Source organism: Nocardia sp. NPDC052566 (genome assembly GCF_044547285.1).
Classification (GTDB): domain Bacteria; phylum Actinomycetota; class Actinomycetes; order Mycobacteriales; family Mycobacteriaceae; genus Nocardia.
In genome coordinates this window covers 1,582,769-1,596,722 of record NZ_JBIUAF010000001.1, presented here as the reverse complement: position 1 = coordinate 1,596,722, position 13,954 = coordinate 1,582,769, and the positions used below count along the sequence as shown (strand labels likewise).

9 protein-coding genes and 1 pseudogene are annotated in these 13,954 nt (G+C 69.0%); 2 read left to right on the top strand and 8 right to left on the bottom strand.

Annotation, left to right across the window (positions count from 1 at the left end; all coding sequences use genetic code 11):
* The first annotated feature begins 55 nt into the window (after positions 1-55).
* Positions 56-2,308 (top strand): hypothetical protein, encoded by a 2,253-nt coding sequence (locus tag ACIG5A_RS06545; RefSeq protein ID WP_397238418.1) that lies wholly within the window; start codon positions 56-58, stop codon positions 2,306-2,308.
* A gap of 210 nt (positions 2,309-2,518) precedes the next feature.
* Positions 2,519-3,268 carry an SDR family NAD(P)-dependent oxidoreductase gene (locus ACIG5A_RS06540; protein WP_397238415.1) on the top strand — a complete coding sequence of 250 codons (750 nt, stop codon included), beginning with the start codon at positions 2,519-2,521 and terminating at the stop codon, positions 3,266-3,268.
* Positions 3,269-3,496: 228 nt separating this feature from the next.
* Here the strand turns inward: ACIG5A_RS06540 and nuoN are convergent, their stop codons facing one another.
* The 8 genes and pseudogenes from nuoN to ACIG5A_RS06500 form a co-directional block, all read right to left on the bottom strand.
* A complete protein-coding gene (gene nuoN / locus ACIG5A_RS06535; protein ID WP_397238413.1) occupies positions 3,497-5,101 on the bottom strand; it encodes an NADH-quinone oxidoreductase subunit NuoN in 1,605 nt (534 codons plus the stop codon).
* A complete protein-coding gene (locus ACIG5A_RS06530; protein ID WP_397238411.1) occupies positions 5,098-6,720 on the bottom strand; it encodes an NADH-quinone oxidoreductase subunit M in 1,623 nt (540 codons plus the stop codon). The genes nuoN and ACIG5A_RS06530 overlap by 4 nt, the downstream gene beginning before the upstream one ends.
* Complete coding sequence (gene nuoL / locus ACIG5A_RS06525) at positions 6,717-8,588, bottom strand: NADH-quinone oxidoreductase subunit L (RefSeq protein ID WP_397238841.1); 1,872 nt, start codon at positions 8,586-8,588, stop codon at positions 6,717-6,719. The genes ACIG5A_RS06530 and nuoL overlap by 4 nt, the downstream gene beginning before the upstream one ends.
* 16 nt (positions 8,589-8,604) lie before the next feature.
* Positions 8,605-8,904 (bottom strand): NADH-quinone oxidoreductase subunit NuoK, encoded by a 300-nt coding sequence (nuoK, locus tag ACIG5A_RS06520; RefSeq protein ID WP_218468988.1) that lies wholly within the window; start codon positions 8,902-8,904, stop codon positions 8,605-8,607.
* A complete protein-coding gene (locus ACIG5A_RS06515) occupies positions 8,901-9,710 on the bottom strand; it encodes an NADH-quinone oxidoreductase subunit J (RefSeq protein ID WP_397238409.1) in 810 nt (269 codons plus the stop codon). Before ACIG5A_RS06515 ends, nuoK begins: the two co-directional genes overlap by 4 nt.
* Positions 9,707-10,183, bottom strand: a complete 477-nt coding sequence (gene nuoI, locus ACIG5A_RS06510) for an NADH-quinone oxidoreductase subunit NuoI (RefSeq protein ID WP_397238839.1) — start codon at positions 10,181-10,183, stop codon at positions 9,707-9,709. Before nuoI ends, ACIG5A_RS06515 begins: the two co-directional genes overlap by 4 nt.
* A gap of 3 nt (positions 10,184-10,186) precedes the next feature.
* Positions 10,187-11,467, bottom strand: a pseudogene (gene nuoH, locus ACIG5A_RS06505) (NADH-quinone oxidoreductase subunit NuoH); the annotation flags it as partial.
* A complete protein-coding gene (locus tag ACIG5A_RS06500) occupies positions 11,460-13,943 on the bottom strand; it encodes an NADH-quinone oxidoreductase subunit G (RefSeq protein WP_397238837.1) in 2,484 nt (827 codons plus the stop codon). The gene ACIG5A_RS06500 and the pseudogene nuoH, both read right to left, overlap by 8 nt.
* Between the last annotated feature and the right edge of the window lie 11 nt (positions 13,944-13,954).

The window sequence follows — 13,954 nt, the reverse complement described above, 5'->3', positions numbered from 1 at the left end:
GGCACCACGGCGAGGGGATCGCCAAGATGATCATCTTCAGGCAACGATGGGCAGCATGACGTTGCGCAGGACCGTGGTGCTGCTGATCGGAATCGTGCTGGCGCTGTCGTTGACGCCCGGTGTGACGATGGCCGAGGTCGGCGGGCCCGAGGGGTGGTCGGCGACGTCGGAGGTGTTCGCGCCCGGCGATTTCCGGGCGGCGCCGTATCTGGGCAACGGCAGGATCGGGACCATGGTGCCGCCGAGTGGCGGCGGGTTCCAGGACTACGGGCCGGATGTGCGCACCTCGTTCCCGCTGGAACAGCCCCGCTACACCGGCACGTACCTGGCGGGCTTCTACGCGCGGGCGGCGCTGTCTTGGAACAACACCCAGGTGATCGCCGCGCTGCCGTCCTGGTCCGGGCTGACCATCGGCGTCGCGGGCAAGGAATACCGGCCCGATGTCGATCCGGCGACGGTCCAGGACTATCGGCAGACGATGAACTTCCGGACCGCGACGGTGACCACACAGGCGAGTTGGCAACCGGAGCAGGGACATCGGGTCGATCTGCGCTTCGATACCTTCCTGTCGCGGGCCAGGCCGGATCTCGCGGTGCAGCAGGTGACGATCACGCCGCGCCACACCGGCGAGGTCGCGGTGACCGACGCGTTCGACGCGGCCACCGCGCGCCGGGTCATTCCGGTGGAGGCGTACGCGGATCCGGCGCGGAACCAGAACACGATCGGCGTGCGGGCGGAGGGGACCGAGGATGTCGCGTATCTGGTGTCCACGGTCACCGCGCCGGAGGGCGCCCGCACCGAATCCGTGCCGGGCGGCTTGCGGTACAGCACCGCGATGACCGATGGCCGCGCCTATCGGTTCGTCAAATACGTGGGCATCTCCTCGACCGACTACGGCGCCGACCCGAAGGGGCAGGCCGTTCGCGCCTCGGAAGCCGGTCCGGTGGGTGGCGTCGACGCCCGCTCGGCCGAGCATGTCGCGGCATGGGATGCATTGTGGCAGCCGATGGTCGAGATCGCGGGCCGCGACGACTACGGCCGATGGATTCGCACCGCGCTGTACACCGTGCTGGCCAGCGTCCGGGAGGGGGAGCGATGGTCGGTGCAGCCGACGGGGCTGTCCTCCGACGACTACGGCGGGCTCACCTTCTGGGATGCCGAAACCTGGATCTTCCCGACATTGCTCGCCCTGCATCCGACACTGGCGCGTACCGTGGTCGACTTCCGTGCGGCGGCACTGCCGACGGCCCGCGCCAACGCACGCGGCTACGGTATGCCCGGCGCGCTGTACCCGTGGGACGAGGGCCCGGGGCAGCGGTGTGCGAGCCCGGGCGTGTGCGGGCTGGTCGAGGAGCATCTGCACAACGAGATCGCGCTGGCCCAGTGGCAGTACTTCGTGGCGACCGGCGACGAGCAGTGGCTGCGCGAGCGGGGTGCTCCGGTGATCACCGGTATTGCCGAGTACCTATCGGCCAGGGTCGGCCCGAAACTGCCCGACGGCAAATACCATTTCGCGCCCGCCGCGGGCGCGGACGAGTACGTCAGCCTCACCATCGACAACGCGCTCACCAACGGCGGCGTCATGCACACCATGCGGATCGCGGCCGCGGCCGCACAGCGCGCCGGACTGCCCGCGGATCCACGCTGGGCCGATATCCAGGCCAATATGGCGATGCCGCCCGACATTGCTCCCGGCGTCCCCGCCGAATATCTCGGCTACCGCGGCGCGCCGATCAAACAGGCCGATACGGTTCTGCTGAGCTACCCGTTCTCCTATGCGGCGCAAGGCTATTCACCCGCCGACACGCTGCGCTACTACTTCGACCGCACCGACCCCGACGGCCCCAACATGAGCAACGCCGTCGGCGCGATCCTCAGCGCCCGCTACGACCCGTGCCGCACCCAGGAATACCTGGACCGCTCGGTACAGCCGTACGTCCGCGCCCCCTTCGGCTTCCAATCCGAGGCACGCGGTGACCGGGCGGGCGCGAACGCCATCGGCCAGTCCGCCTGGGTCTTCGTCACCGGCGCCGGCGGCTTCCTCCAGGGACTTCTCTACGGCCCGGCGGGCCTACGCTGGACAGACACCGGCGCCGCACTGGATCCCATGCTGCCCAACGGCTTTCCCGACGGTATGACCATCAGGGGCCTGTCTGTCGGCGATACCAGGCTGACCGTCCACATCGGACCCGAACAGACCGAGGTGACGGTCACGTCAGGCCCTGCGGTGACCCTCGATACGCCGCTGGGCCAACGGCACATCACCTCCGGAGCGCCATTGCACCTGCCGACCCGCCCAGGCTGCTGAGGCGGCGTCCGGACAGCCTCTGAGGTAATCGAAGGAGAGGGGCCACGGCGGGGCGGTGTCACTCGCGCGAGCTGCCGCCTGTGCACGGTGATGTGGCTGCGGCGAGGGCGGCAGAGGGGGCGCCGTCGCCGGGCTGCGCGCACTGCAGTGGGCTGAACGTTGTTGTGGGGCAGGGGGATCCGGGTGGGTAGGGCATGGGACAATCGGGGTATGGCCGAGTTGTGCAGAGTCGCACTGGTAACCGGGAGCTCACGGGGGCTGGGGAGCGCGATCGCGCGACGGCTCGGGCGGGACGGGTACGCGGTGGCGGTCAATGGTCTGCACGATGACGGTAAGGCCGCCGAGGTTGTCGAGCAGATCCGTGCCGTGGGTGGGGTCGCCGAGGCGGTGGCCGCCGATGTCACCGACGAGCGGCAGGTCGGTACGCTCGTTGCCGAGGTCGCCGAGCGGTTGGGTCCCATCGATGTGCTTGTGCTGAATGCGACAGGGCCGCAGCCGGAAGGGCTGCTCACCGATATCGGGTGGGCGGAGCATCTCGCCCAGCTCGACTTCTTCGTGAAGAGCCCGATGCTGTTGGGGCGGGCGGTGATTCCCGGGATGCAGGAGCGCGGATTCGGCCGGGTCGTCAATATCGACTCCGAGGTGGTGGACCGGCCGCCGCCGGGGCGCTCCGCATACGCGACGGCCAAGAGCGCCCAGATCGGCCTGACCCGCAGCTGGGCAAGGGAACTCGCGCCGTTCGGCATCACCGTCAACACCGTCGCCCCCGGCTTCGTCCCGGTGGAACGTCACGCGGACGTCCCCACCGAGGAGCGCGACGCCTACCTTGCCTCGGTCCCGCTCGGCCGCCTCGGCACCCCCGACGACGTCGCCCACGCTGTCAGCTTCTTCGCCTCGGCGACAGCCGGTTTCATCACCGGCCAGCGCATCGTCGTCGACGGCGGCCGCGGCGTCAGCTGAATTCAGGCCGCGTACCCGCTCGCCTTCTCGACCGTGACGCGAACGGCCACTCGAACCTGACCGGGTTCGGGTGCGTCGTGGTCCTTCGTCGATTCGCTGAGCATGAATCCCATGCCGATGACAATAGGTCCGTATCAGGACACCCCGGGACCGCAGCCTGACCAAAGCTCGACGAAAAACGATGCCGCCGCAACCTTTCGGGTACGGCGGCATCGGTGGTGAGGGGACTCAGCGGGTGAAGGTGGCTGCCTGCTTGGCCAAATCCAGCAGGGGTTGGGGGAGGATGCCGAGGACCAGGGTGGCCGCCGAGGTGACGGCGATGAGGGTGGTGGTCATGGCCGGGGTGACGATGATCGGTGCGTCGGCCGGTGGGTCGGTGAAGAACATGAGGACGATGACCCGGATGTAGAAGAAGGCGGCGATCGCGCTGGCGATGACGCCGACGATCACCAGATAGGTGACGCCGCCGGCGGCCGCCGCGGAGAACACGGCGAACTTGCTGACGAAGCCGCTGGTGAGCGGCAGGCCGGCGAAGGAGAGCAGGAACAGCGCGAACACGGTGGCCAGCCACGGCGAGCGGCGGCCGAGGCCCGCCCACTGCGACAGTGCCGTTGCCTCATCACCGTTGGCGTCGCGGACCAGGCTGACCGCGGCGAACGCGCCGAGCGTGCCGATGCCGTAGGCGAGCAGGTAGAACAGGATCGCCGCGACACCGGCCTCATTCGCGGCGACCAGGCCGGTGAGGATGAATCCGGCATGCGCCACCGACGAATACGCGAGCATCCGCTTGACGTCGGTCTGGGTGATCGCCATGACCGCGCCGACGAGCATGGTGGCGATGGCGACCGCGGCGAGCACCGGCCGCCAGTCGTCGCGCAGGCCGGGCACCGCGATCTGCAGCACGCGCACCATCGCACCGACCGCCGCGATCTTGGTGGCGGCCGCCATGAAACCCGTAATCGCCGTCGGCGCACCCTGATACACATCGGGCACCCACGACTGGAACGGCACCGCGCCGATCTTGAACAGCAGCCCGACCGCGAGCATGCCGACGCCGAGCAGCGCGAGCGTGGTGTTCTCCGGGTGGGTGGCGATCGCGTCCGCGATCCCGCCGAGCCGCACGGTCGCCGCCTGCCCGTACAGCAGCGCGACACCGTAGAGGAAGAACGCCGAGGAGAACGCGCCGAGCAGGAAGTACTTCAGCGCCGCCTCCTGGGAGAGCAGCCGCTTGCGCCGCGCCAGCCCGCACAGCAGATACAGCGGCAGCGACAGCACCTCGAGCGCGACGAACATGGTGAGCAGATCGTTGGACGCCGGGAACAGCAGCAGTCCGCCGACCGCGAGCACCGTCAGCGGGAACACCTCGGTGGTCGCGATTCCCGCACGCACGGCGGCCTTTTCGTCGGCGCTGCCCGGCACCGAGGCGGCCTGTGGAGTGAACGCGTCGATACCGCCGCGCGCGGCGGTCAGGCTCCAGGTGCCCGGCCCGGAGCGCGCCTGCGCCCGCGATTCGGCGCCGCGCTCGGCGATGAACACGATGCCGAGGATGGACACCACCAGGATGGTGCCCTGCAGGAACAGCGTGACCCCGTCGACGGCCACCGCGCCGACCATCGCGGTCGCGTTGGTGCCCGACAACCACACCACCGCGACCAGCGCGGCGGCGAGCCCGATGATGGCCAGCGGCAGATGGATGCCGTAGCGCGACCGGCGCGGCGCGAACGCCTCGACGAGCACACCGATCACCGCGGTACCGAAGACGATCAGCATGGGGGAGAGCAGGCTGTATTCGATACTCGGCGCGGGCACTGTCGCCGCGAGCAGTGCTGTCATTTGTGCGCACCTCCAGTTCGATCCGCCGGGCCCGCCTCGGAGGTGGCCGGGGTGTTGGGCACCGGGTCGTGCACTCCGATGGTGGTGAGGGTCTGGCTCACCGCGGGATTGATGAAGTCCAGCACCGGCTTCGGGTAGATGCCGAGGAACAGCAGCGCCACGATCAGCGGTCCGACCACCGCGAGCTCGCGCGGGACCAGATCATAGAGCCGCTCGTTGCCCTCCTTGACCGGGCCGGTCATCATCCGCTGGTACATCCACAGCACGTACAGCGCGGCGAGCACCAGCGCGCCGGTCGCGATGACGGCGGCACCCCAGTACCGGCCGAATGTGCCGATCAGCACCAGGAATTCGCTGATGAACGGCGCGAGACCGGGCAGCGACAGCGTCGCGAGACCGGCGATGAAGAAGGTGCCGGCCAGGATCGGCGCCACCTTCTGCACCCCGCCGTATTCGGCGATGACCCTGCTGCCCCTGCGCGACACCAGGAATCCGGCGACCAGGAACAGCGCGGCGGTGGAGATGCCGTGGTTCACCATGTAGAGCGTGGCGCCCGCCTGTCCCTGGCTGGTCATCGCGAAGATGCCGAGGATGATGAAGCCGAAGTGCGAGATCGAGGTGTAGGCGATCAGGCGCATCACGTCGGTCTGCCCGATGGCGAGCAGCGCGCCGTAGATGATGCCGATCACGGCGAGCGTGATGATCAGCGGCGCATAGGTTTTCGATGCGTCGGGGAACAGCAGCAGGCAGTAGCGCAGCATGCCGAAGGTGCCGACCTTGTCGACCACCGCCATCATCAGCACCGCGCTGGCCGGGGTGGCCGAGACCGCCGCGTCGGGCAGCCAGGTGTGCAGCGGCCACAGCGGTGCCTTCACCGCGAACGCGAACATGAACCCGAGGAACAGCGCGTTCAGCACGATGGGCGCCGCGCCGAGCTGGCCGGAGTTGGCGGCCGCGACCACGGTGCGGAAGTCGAAGGTGCCGTTGGCGCCGCCGAGTCCGTCGCGCGCGGTGACGACGTACAGCCCGATCACCGCGGCCAGCATGATCAGCCCGCCGAACAGGTTGTACAGCAGGAACTTCACCGCGGCCCGCGAGCGCTGCCTGCGCAGCTGCTGGTCGATATCGCGCGGTCCGAAGCCGCCGATGAGGAAGTACATCGGGATGAGCATCGCTTCGAAGAACACGTAGAACAGCAGGATGTCGAGTGCGACGAAGGAAATCAGCACCATCGCCTCGACGAGCAGGATCAGCGCGACGTAGATGTGCGCCACCCGCTTGCCCGTGCCGACCTCGCGTTCGTCGTGCCAGCCCGCCAGGATCAGCAGCGGCACCAGCGCGGCGGTGAGCAGCACGAGCACCAGCCCGATGCCGTCGAGCCCGAGGGTGTACCCAGCGCCGAACGCCGGTATCCACTCGTGGGATTCGACGAACTGATACTGCGCGCCGCCGGGGTCGAAGCGCACCGCGAGCACCACACCGAACACCAGCACGCCGAGCGAGATGACCAGCGCGAGCGAGCGGGCCAGCGTGCGCCGGGACGCGGGCAGCGCGAGCACGATCACCGCGCCGATCACCGGCGCCAGCCACAGAGTCGTCAACCAGGGATAGTTCGTCACCAGATCCTCACCGCCAGCAGGGCAGCGGCCAGCAGGGCCGCGCCGGTGAACATGGACAGGGCATAGGTGCGCACGAATCCGGACTGCACCCGCCGGATCCGCGCGGACAGTCCGCCGATCAGTGCGGCCGTGCCGTTGACGATCCCGTCGATGCCGCGGTTGTCGAGGAACACCAGCGACCGGGTCACGTGCTGGCCCGGCCGCATGAACGCGGCCTCGTTGAGTGCGTCACCGTAGAGGTCCTTGCGGGCGGCCACGGTGAGCGCGGTGACGGCTTCCGGTGCGGTATCCGGGATTTCGCGCTGCGCGTACTGGAAGTAGGCGAACCCGACGCCGATCGCGACCACCATCAGCGCCAGCGCGGTGACCACGCCGGCGGGCACCGCCTCCTCGCCGTGGTGCGCGCCGACCACCGGTTCGAGCCAGTTCTGCAGCGCCGAACCCCAGACCAGCAGCAGGCCGGAGGCCACCGAGCCGATGGCGAGCAGGATCATCGGGCCGGTCATCACCGCGGGCGATTCGTGCGGATGAGTTTCTTCCTTCCACCGGCGTTCGCCGAAGAAGGTCAGCAGCATCACCCGGGTCATGTAGAACGCGGTGAGCCCCGCACCCAGCAGCGTGACGATGCCGAGGGCGAGCCCGTTGAATCCGCCCGCGCCGAAGGCGGCTTCGATGATCTTGTCCTTGGAGAAGAATCCGGCGAACGGCGGCACCCCGATGATCGCGAGGTAGCCGAGCCCGAAGGTGACGTAGGTGATCGGCAGCAGCTTGCGCAGGCCGCCGTAGCGCCGCATATCGGTTTCGTCGTTCATCGCGTGCATCACCGAGCCCGCGCCGAGGAACAGCCCGGCCTTGAAGAAGCCGTGGGTGAGCAGGTGCAGGATGGCGAAGGCGTATCCGGCCGGGCCGAGTCCGGCGGCGAGCACCATGTAGCCGATCTGGCTCATGGTCGATGCGGCGAGCGCCTTCTTGATGTCGTCCTTGGCGCAGCCGATGATCGCGCCGAACAGCAGCGTCACCGCGCCGACCAGGATCACCCCGAGCCTGGCGTGTGGCGCGAGATCGAAGATCGGGTTGGACCTGGCGATCAGGTACACACCGGCGGTGACCATGGTGGCCGCGTGGATGAGCGCCGACACCGGGGTCGGGCCCTCCATCGCGTCACCGAGCCAGGACTGCAGCGGCACCTGCGCGGACTTACCGCACGCCGCGAGCAACAGCAGCAACCCGATCGCGGTGTTGGCACCCTCGCTGGCCTGGCCCGCCGCCCCGAACACCGCGCCGAAGTCGACCGAGCCGAAGGTAGCGAACATGACGAACATCGCGATCGCCAGCCCCATGTCGCCGACGCGGTTGACCACGAACGCCTTCTTGGCGGCCGTTGCCGCCGAGGGCTTTTCGTGCCAGAACCCGATGAGCAGGTAGGACGCCAGGCCGACGCCCTCCCAGCCGAGGTAGAGCACCAGGTAGTTGTTCGCCAGCACCAGCAGCAGCATGGCCGCGAGGAACAGGTTGAGGTAGGCGAAGAACCGCCTGCGCGCCGGATCGTGGCTCATGTAGCCGATCGAATAGATGTGGATCAGCGATCCGACACCGGTGATCAGCAGCGCGAAACACACCGAAAGCTGGTCCAATTGGAGGCTGAAATCGACCGAGAGCCCGGCGACCGGCACCCAGCTGAACAGGTCCTGAGTGATGGCCCGCTCGGCGTCCGAGCGGCCGACCATGTCGAAGAACGCGATCACCGCGATGACGAACGAGGCGAGCGCGGCGACGCAGCCGAGCAGGTGACCCCACGTATCGGCGAATCGCCCTGTCAGCAGCAGTATTACGGCCCCGGCGAGCGGCAGCAGTGGCAGCAGCCACATCGATGCGGTACCCACGTCAGAACTTCAGCAGGTTGGCGTCGTCGACCGAGGTCGAGCGGCGGGCGCGGAAGATGGTCATGATGATGGCGAGCCCGACGACGACCTCGGCCGCGGCGACCACCATGGTGAAGAACGCGAAGACCTGACCGTCCAGGTTGGCGTGCAGCCTGGCGAAGGTGACGAACGCGAGGTTCACCGCGTTGAGCATCAGCTCCACGCACATGAACACCACGATGGCGTTGCGCCGCAGCAGCACACCGGCCGCGCCGATCGTGAACAGCAGGGCGGACAAGAACAGGTAGTTCTGTGGATTCACCGGGTGCCTTCCTCGTCGCTCTGAGTCTCGTTCCCGCGCACCGAGATCACGGCGGCCTCGGTCAGCGCCCTGGTGCGGCGGTGTCGCAGGATGGTGCTGACCGACAGCTCCTCGAACGAGCCGTCCGGCAGCCTGGCGGGGATGTCGACGGCGTTGTGCCTGGCGTAGACGCCGGGGGTGGGCAGCGGGGTGGCGCGGCCGGTGCCGTCGCGGAAGCGGCGGCGCGAGAGCTCCCGCTGATCCAGGCGCGGGCCGAACCGCTCGCGGTGCGCGAGCACCATGGCGCCGATGGTGGCGGCGATGAGCAGTGCGCCGGTGAGCTCGAAGGCCCACACGTACCGCACGAAGATCAGCTCGGCCAGCGCGCCGATCACGTCCCGGCCCGGAAATCCGGTGGCGGGGAAGGTGATTCCGGAGTTCCGTATGCCGTTGGCGATACCGCTGATCAGCAGGATGCCGAAGCCGACGCCCACCGAGGCCGCCGCGAGCCGCTGCCCGCGCAGCGTCTCCTTCAGCGATTCGGGGGAGTCGACGCCGACCAGCATCAGCACGAACAGGAACAGCATCATCACCGCGCCGGTGTAGACCACGATCTGCACCACGCCGAGGAACAGCGCGTCCTGGGCGATGTAGAAGCAGGCCAGCGCGATCATGGTCGCGGCGAGGCACAGCGCGGAATGCACTGCCTTACCGGCGAATACCATGCCGAGCGCGCCGAGGACGGCGAGCGGGGCGAGTATCCAGAACTGCACCGTCTCCCCGGTGCCCGCGTTGGTGAGCGGCGTCGCCGCGAGCAGGGTCATCATCGGGTGCCTCCTTCGACCAGGCCCGGCACGTTGCCGAGGTAGTAGTCGGCCTCGGTGCTGTCCGGCGCCATGGCGTGCGGCGGCGCCTGCATCCCCGCCTGCAGCGGCGCGAGCAGCTTGTCCTTCTCGTAGATCAGGTCAGCCCGGTTGTCGTCGGTGAGCTCGTAATCGTTGGTCATGGTGAGCGCACGGGTCGGGCACGCCTCGATGCACAGGCCGCAGCCGATGCAGCGCAGGTAGTTGATCTGGTAGACCCGCCCGTAGCGCTCACCGGGCGAAAAGCGTTCGGCCTCGGTGTTGTCCGCGCCCTCGACGAAGATCGCGTCGGCGGGGCAGGCCCAGGCACACAGCTCGCAGCCGATGCACTTCTCCAGCCCGTCCGGATGCCGGTTGAGCTGGTGACGCCCGTGGTAGCGCGGCGCGGTCGGCACCTTCTGTTCCGGGTAGTACTCGGTGTTGGGCTTCTTGAACATGGTGGCCGCGGTGACCGCGAAACCGGCGAGCGGATCGAACAGCCCGGACTTGGCGGCATCGCGCGGCCGGTCGGGCAGCGGCGGCGTCGGGAACCCGAGGAAGACCGCGGTCGACGAATCCGGCTGCACCGGTTCGTCTTCCAGCGGCGCCAAGCCCTGTTTGCGCCCGGCGCGCAGGAACATGTACACCATCAGCCCGGTGATCACCAGCCCGCCGATGACCAGCGCGGGCGTCTCGATGTGATAGCCCTCGGCCTGCGCGACGCGCGCGGCGGCCACCAGCATCACCCACAGCAGCGAGGTCGGAATCAGCAGCTTCCAGCCCAGATTCATGAACTGGTCGTAGCGCAGGCGCGGCAGCGTGCCGCGCAGCCAGATGAAGACGAACAGGAACGTCCACACCTTGGCGGTGAACCACAGCAGCGGCCACCAGCCGGAGTTGGCGCCCGCCCACAGGCTGAGCGGGAACGGTGCGTGCCAGCCGCCGAGGAACAGGGTGGTGGCGAGCGCGGAAACCGTTGCCATGTTGACGTATTCGGCGAGCATGAACATGGCGAACTTGAGCGAGGAGTACTCGGTGTGGAAGCCGCCGACCAGCTCGCCCTCGGCTTCGGGGAGGTCGAACGGGGCCCGGTTGGTCTCGCCGACCATGGATACGCAGTAGATCAGGAACGAGGGCAGCAGCAGGAAGACGAACCAGGTGCCGTACTGCGCGTCCACGATGCCCGAGGTGGCCATGGTGCCCGCGTGCAGGAACACCGCGGCGAAGCACAGCGCCATCGCGATCTCGTAGGAGATCACCTGCGCCGTCGAGCGCAGGCCGCCGAGCAGCGGATACGTCGAGCCGGATGCCCAGCCCGCGAGCACGATGCCGTACACGCCGATCGAGGTGATGGCCAGGATGTAGAGCACGGCCACCGGCATATCGGTGAGCTGCAGCGCGGTACGGGTACCGAGGATCGACACCTCGGGCCCGAACGGGATCACCGCGAACGCCATGAACGCCGGGATCACCGAGATGATCGGCGCCATGATGTAGATCGGCTTGTCCACGATGGCCGGAATGATGTCTTCCTTCAGCGCCATCTTGACGCCGTCGGCGATGCTCTGCAGCGTGCCTTTCGGGCCGACCCGGTTGGGGCCGATGCGCATCTGCATGCGCGCCACGATCTTCCGCTCCGCGTACACCGCGATCATCGGGGTGAGCAGCAGGAACACGAAGATGGCCACGGACTTGCCGATGACAAGCCACATCGGGTCGTGGCCGAAGAGGGAATCATTCATGCCTGTGCTCCTGGTTCCTCTCGTCGGCGCGGTGCAGGTGCACGACGCCGCCCGCCGGGACGGCGAGCTGTTCGTACACCGTGGATCCGGGGGAGTTCAGTGGCAGCCAGGCCACCCGGTCCGGGATGTCCTCGATCACCAGCGGCAGCGTCACGGCGCCCCGTTCGGTCGAGACGGTGACCGGATCATCGTGTGCCGCACCGATTTCGGCGGCGGTGGCGGCGGAGAGCCGGACCACCGGCGGCCGGGCGATACCGGCGAGGTTGGGTTCACCGTCCTGCATGCGGCCGAGGTCGAGCAGCATCCGCCAGGTGGCGAGCACCGCGGTGCCCGGTCCCGGCTGGGTGATCGGATGCGCCATATGTGCGGGCGCGGGCACGGCCGGGCCGTCCCAGGCGCCGAGTTCGGCGAGTTCGGCGCGCGCCGCGGCCACATCGGGCAGCCCGAGACCCACCTTCATCTCGTCCGCGATCGCCTGCAGCACACGCTGATCCGCGAGCTGGGCGGCCTGGCGGCGGGTGGTGTCCTCGCCCATCGCGGCCTCGAACCGGCGCGGCCTGCCCTCCCAGGTGCGGAAGGTGCCCGCCTTCTCCATGGCCGAGGCGACCGGGAACACCACGTCGGCGCGCTCGGTGACCGCGCTGTGCCGCATCTCCAGGCTGACCACGAACCGGGCGGCATCGACCGCCGCCAGCGCGGCGGCCGGATCGGGCAGGTCGGCGAGATCGACGCCGCCGATCACCAGTGCGCCGAGTCCGGGTGCGGCCTCCAGGATGGCCGCGGTATCGCGGCCGACGGTGACCGGCAGATCCGGCACATTCCAGATGGCCCGAACCTGTTGGCGGGCACGGGGATCCACCACGGGACGGCCGCCGGGCAGCAGGCCGGGCAGCGCGCCCGCCTCCACCGCGCCGCGTTCGCCTGCGCGCCGCGGCACCCACGCCAGCGCGGCGCCGGTCTCGTCCGCGAGCCGCACCACCGCCGACAGCGCGCCGGGGATACCGGCCATTCGCTCGCCGACCAGGATCACCGCGCCGGGCTCGCGCAACATCCGGCCGACCGCCACATCGCTTTCGCCGGTCCGGATGGCATCGAGCACATGCGGTTCGGCGCCGGGCGCGGTGGACACCAGCGTGCCCGACATCCGGTCCAGACCGCGCGAGGCGAACGGGGCGAGCGAGTAGATGGGCAGCCGCTTCCTGCGCGCCGTCTTGCGCAGCCGCAGGTAGATGATCGGCGATTCCTCTTCGGGCTCGAAGCCGACGAGCAGCACGCCCGGTGCGGCCTCGAGCGTGTCGTAGCCGACGGTCACGCCCTGTCCGGCGACACGGGCGGCCAGGAAGTCCGCCTCCTCCACCGAGTGCACCCGTGCGCGGAAGTCGATGTCGTTGGTGCCAAGCGCGATCCGGGCGAACTTGGCGTAGGCGTAGGCATCCTCCTCGGTGACGCGGCCACCGACGAGCAGGCCCGCGTTACCGAAGGCGGCGGCGAGCCCCTCGGCGGCGCGGGCCAGCGCCTCCGACCAGGAGGCCGGGGCGAGGGTTCCGTCCCAGCCACGCACCAGCGGCGTGGTGAGCCGGTCGCGCTCGGTGGCGTAGGCGAAGGCCCAGCGCCCCTTGTCGCAGTTCCATTCCTCGTTGACCTGCGGATCGTCACCGGCCAAGCGGCGCAGTACTTTTCCGCGCCGGTGGTCGGTGCGCTGGGCGCAGCCGGCGGAGCAGTGCTCGCAGATGTTCGGGCTGGAGACCAGGTCGAACGGGCGGGCACGGAACCGGTAGCTAGTGCCGGTGAGCGCGCCGACCGGGCAGATCTGCACGGTGTTGCCCGAGAAGTAGGAGTCGAGCGGTTCGGCCTGTGCGGTGCCGACCTGTTGCAGCGCACCGCGTTCCAGCAGTTCGATGAACGGGTCGCCGGCCACCTGCTGGGAGAAGCGGGTGCAGCGCGCGCACAGCACGCAGCGCTCCCGGTCGAGCAGCACCGCCGAGGACAGCGGAATCGGCTTGGGGTAGGTGCGCTTCTCGCCGTCGAACCTGGTCTCCACCCGTCCGGTGGACATGGCCTGGTTCTGCAGCGGGCATTCGCCGCCCTTGTCGCAGACCGGGCAGTCCAGCGGGTGGTTGATCAGCAGCAGTTCCATCACACCCTCCTGCGCCTTGTCGGCGGAGGCGGAGGTGAGCTGGGTGCGGCAGACCATGCCGTCGGTGACGGTCATCGTGCACGAGGCAACGGGTTTGCGCTGACCCTCGACCTCGACCAGGCACTGGCGGCAGGCGCCGACCGGGTCGAGCAGCGGATGGTCGCAGAAGCGCGGGATCTGCACGCCGATGAGTTCGGCGGCGCGGATCAGCAGGGTGCCCGCGGGCACGCTGATGGTGACGTCGTCGATGGTGACGGTCACCAGGTCGGCCGGAACCACCCCGCTGGTACTGGAATTCACCGTGGCCGGCCCACCCGTCGCCCGGCCACCACCCCCCATGGAATCGCTGC

Excerpts from the sequence above, each read along its gene's own strand:
- nuoN (WP_397238413.1), bottom strand. The coding sequence starts at position 5,101 with ATGACAGCACTGCTCGCGGCGACAGTGCCCGCGCCGAGTATCGAATAC.
- ACIG5A_RS06540 (WP_397238415.1), top strand. The coding sequence starts at position 2,519 with ATGGCCGAGTTGTGCAGAGTCGCACTGGTAACCGGGAGCTCACGGGGG.
- ACIG5A_RS06545 (WP_397238418.1), top strand. The coding sequence starts at position 56 with ATGACGTTGCGCAGGACCGTGGTGCTGCTGATCGGAATCGTGCTGGCG.
- ACIG5A_RS06515 (WP_397238409.1), bottom strand. The coding sequence starts at position 9,710 with ATGATGACCCTGCTCGCGGCGACGCCGCTCACCAACGCGGGCACCGGG.
- nuoL (WP_397238841.1), bottom strand. The coding sequence starts at position 8,588 with ATGTGGCTGCTGCCACTGCTGCCGCTCGCCGGGGCCGTAATACTGCTG.
- ACIG5A_RS06500 (WP_397238837.1), bottom strand. The coding sequence starts at position 13,943 with ATGGGGGGTGGTGGCCGGGCGACGGGTGGGCCGGCCACGGTGAATTCC.
- nuoI (WP_397238839.1), bottom strand. The coding sequence starts at position 10,183 with ATGTTCAAGAAGCCCAACACCGAGTACTACCCGGAACAGAAGGTGCCG.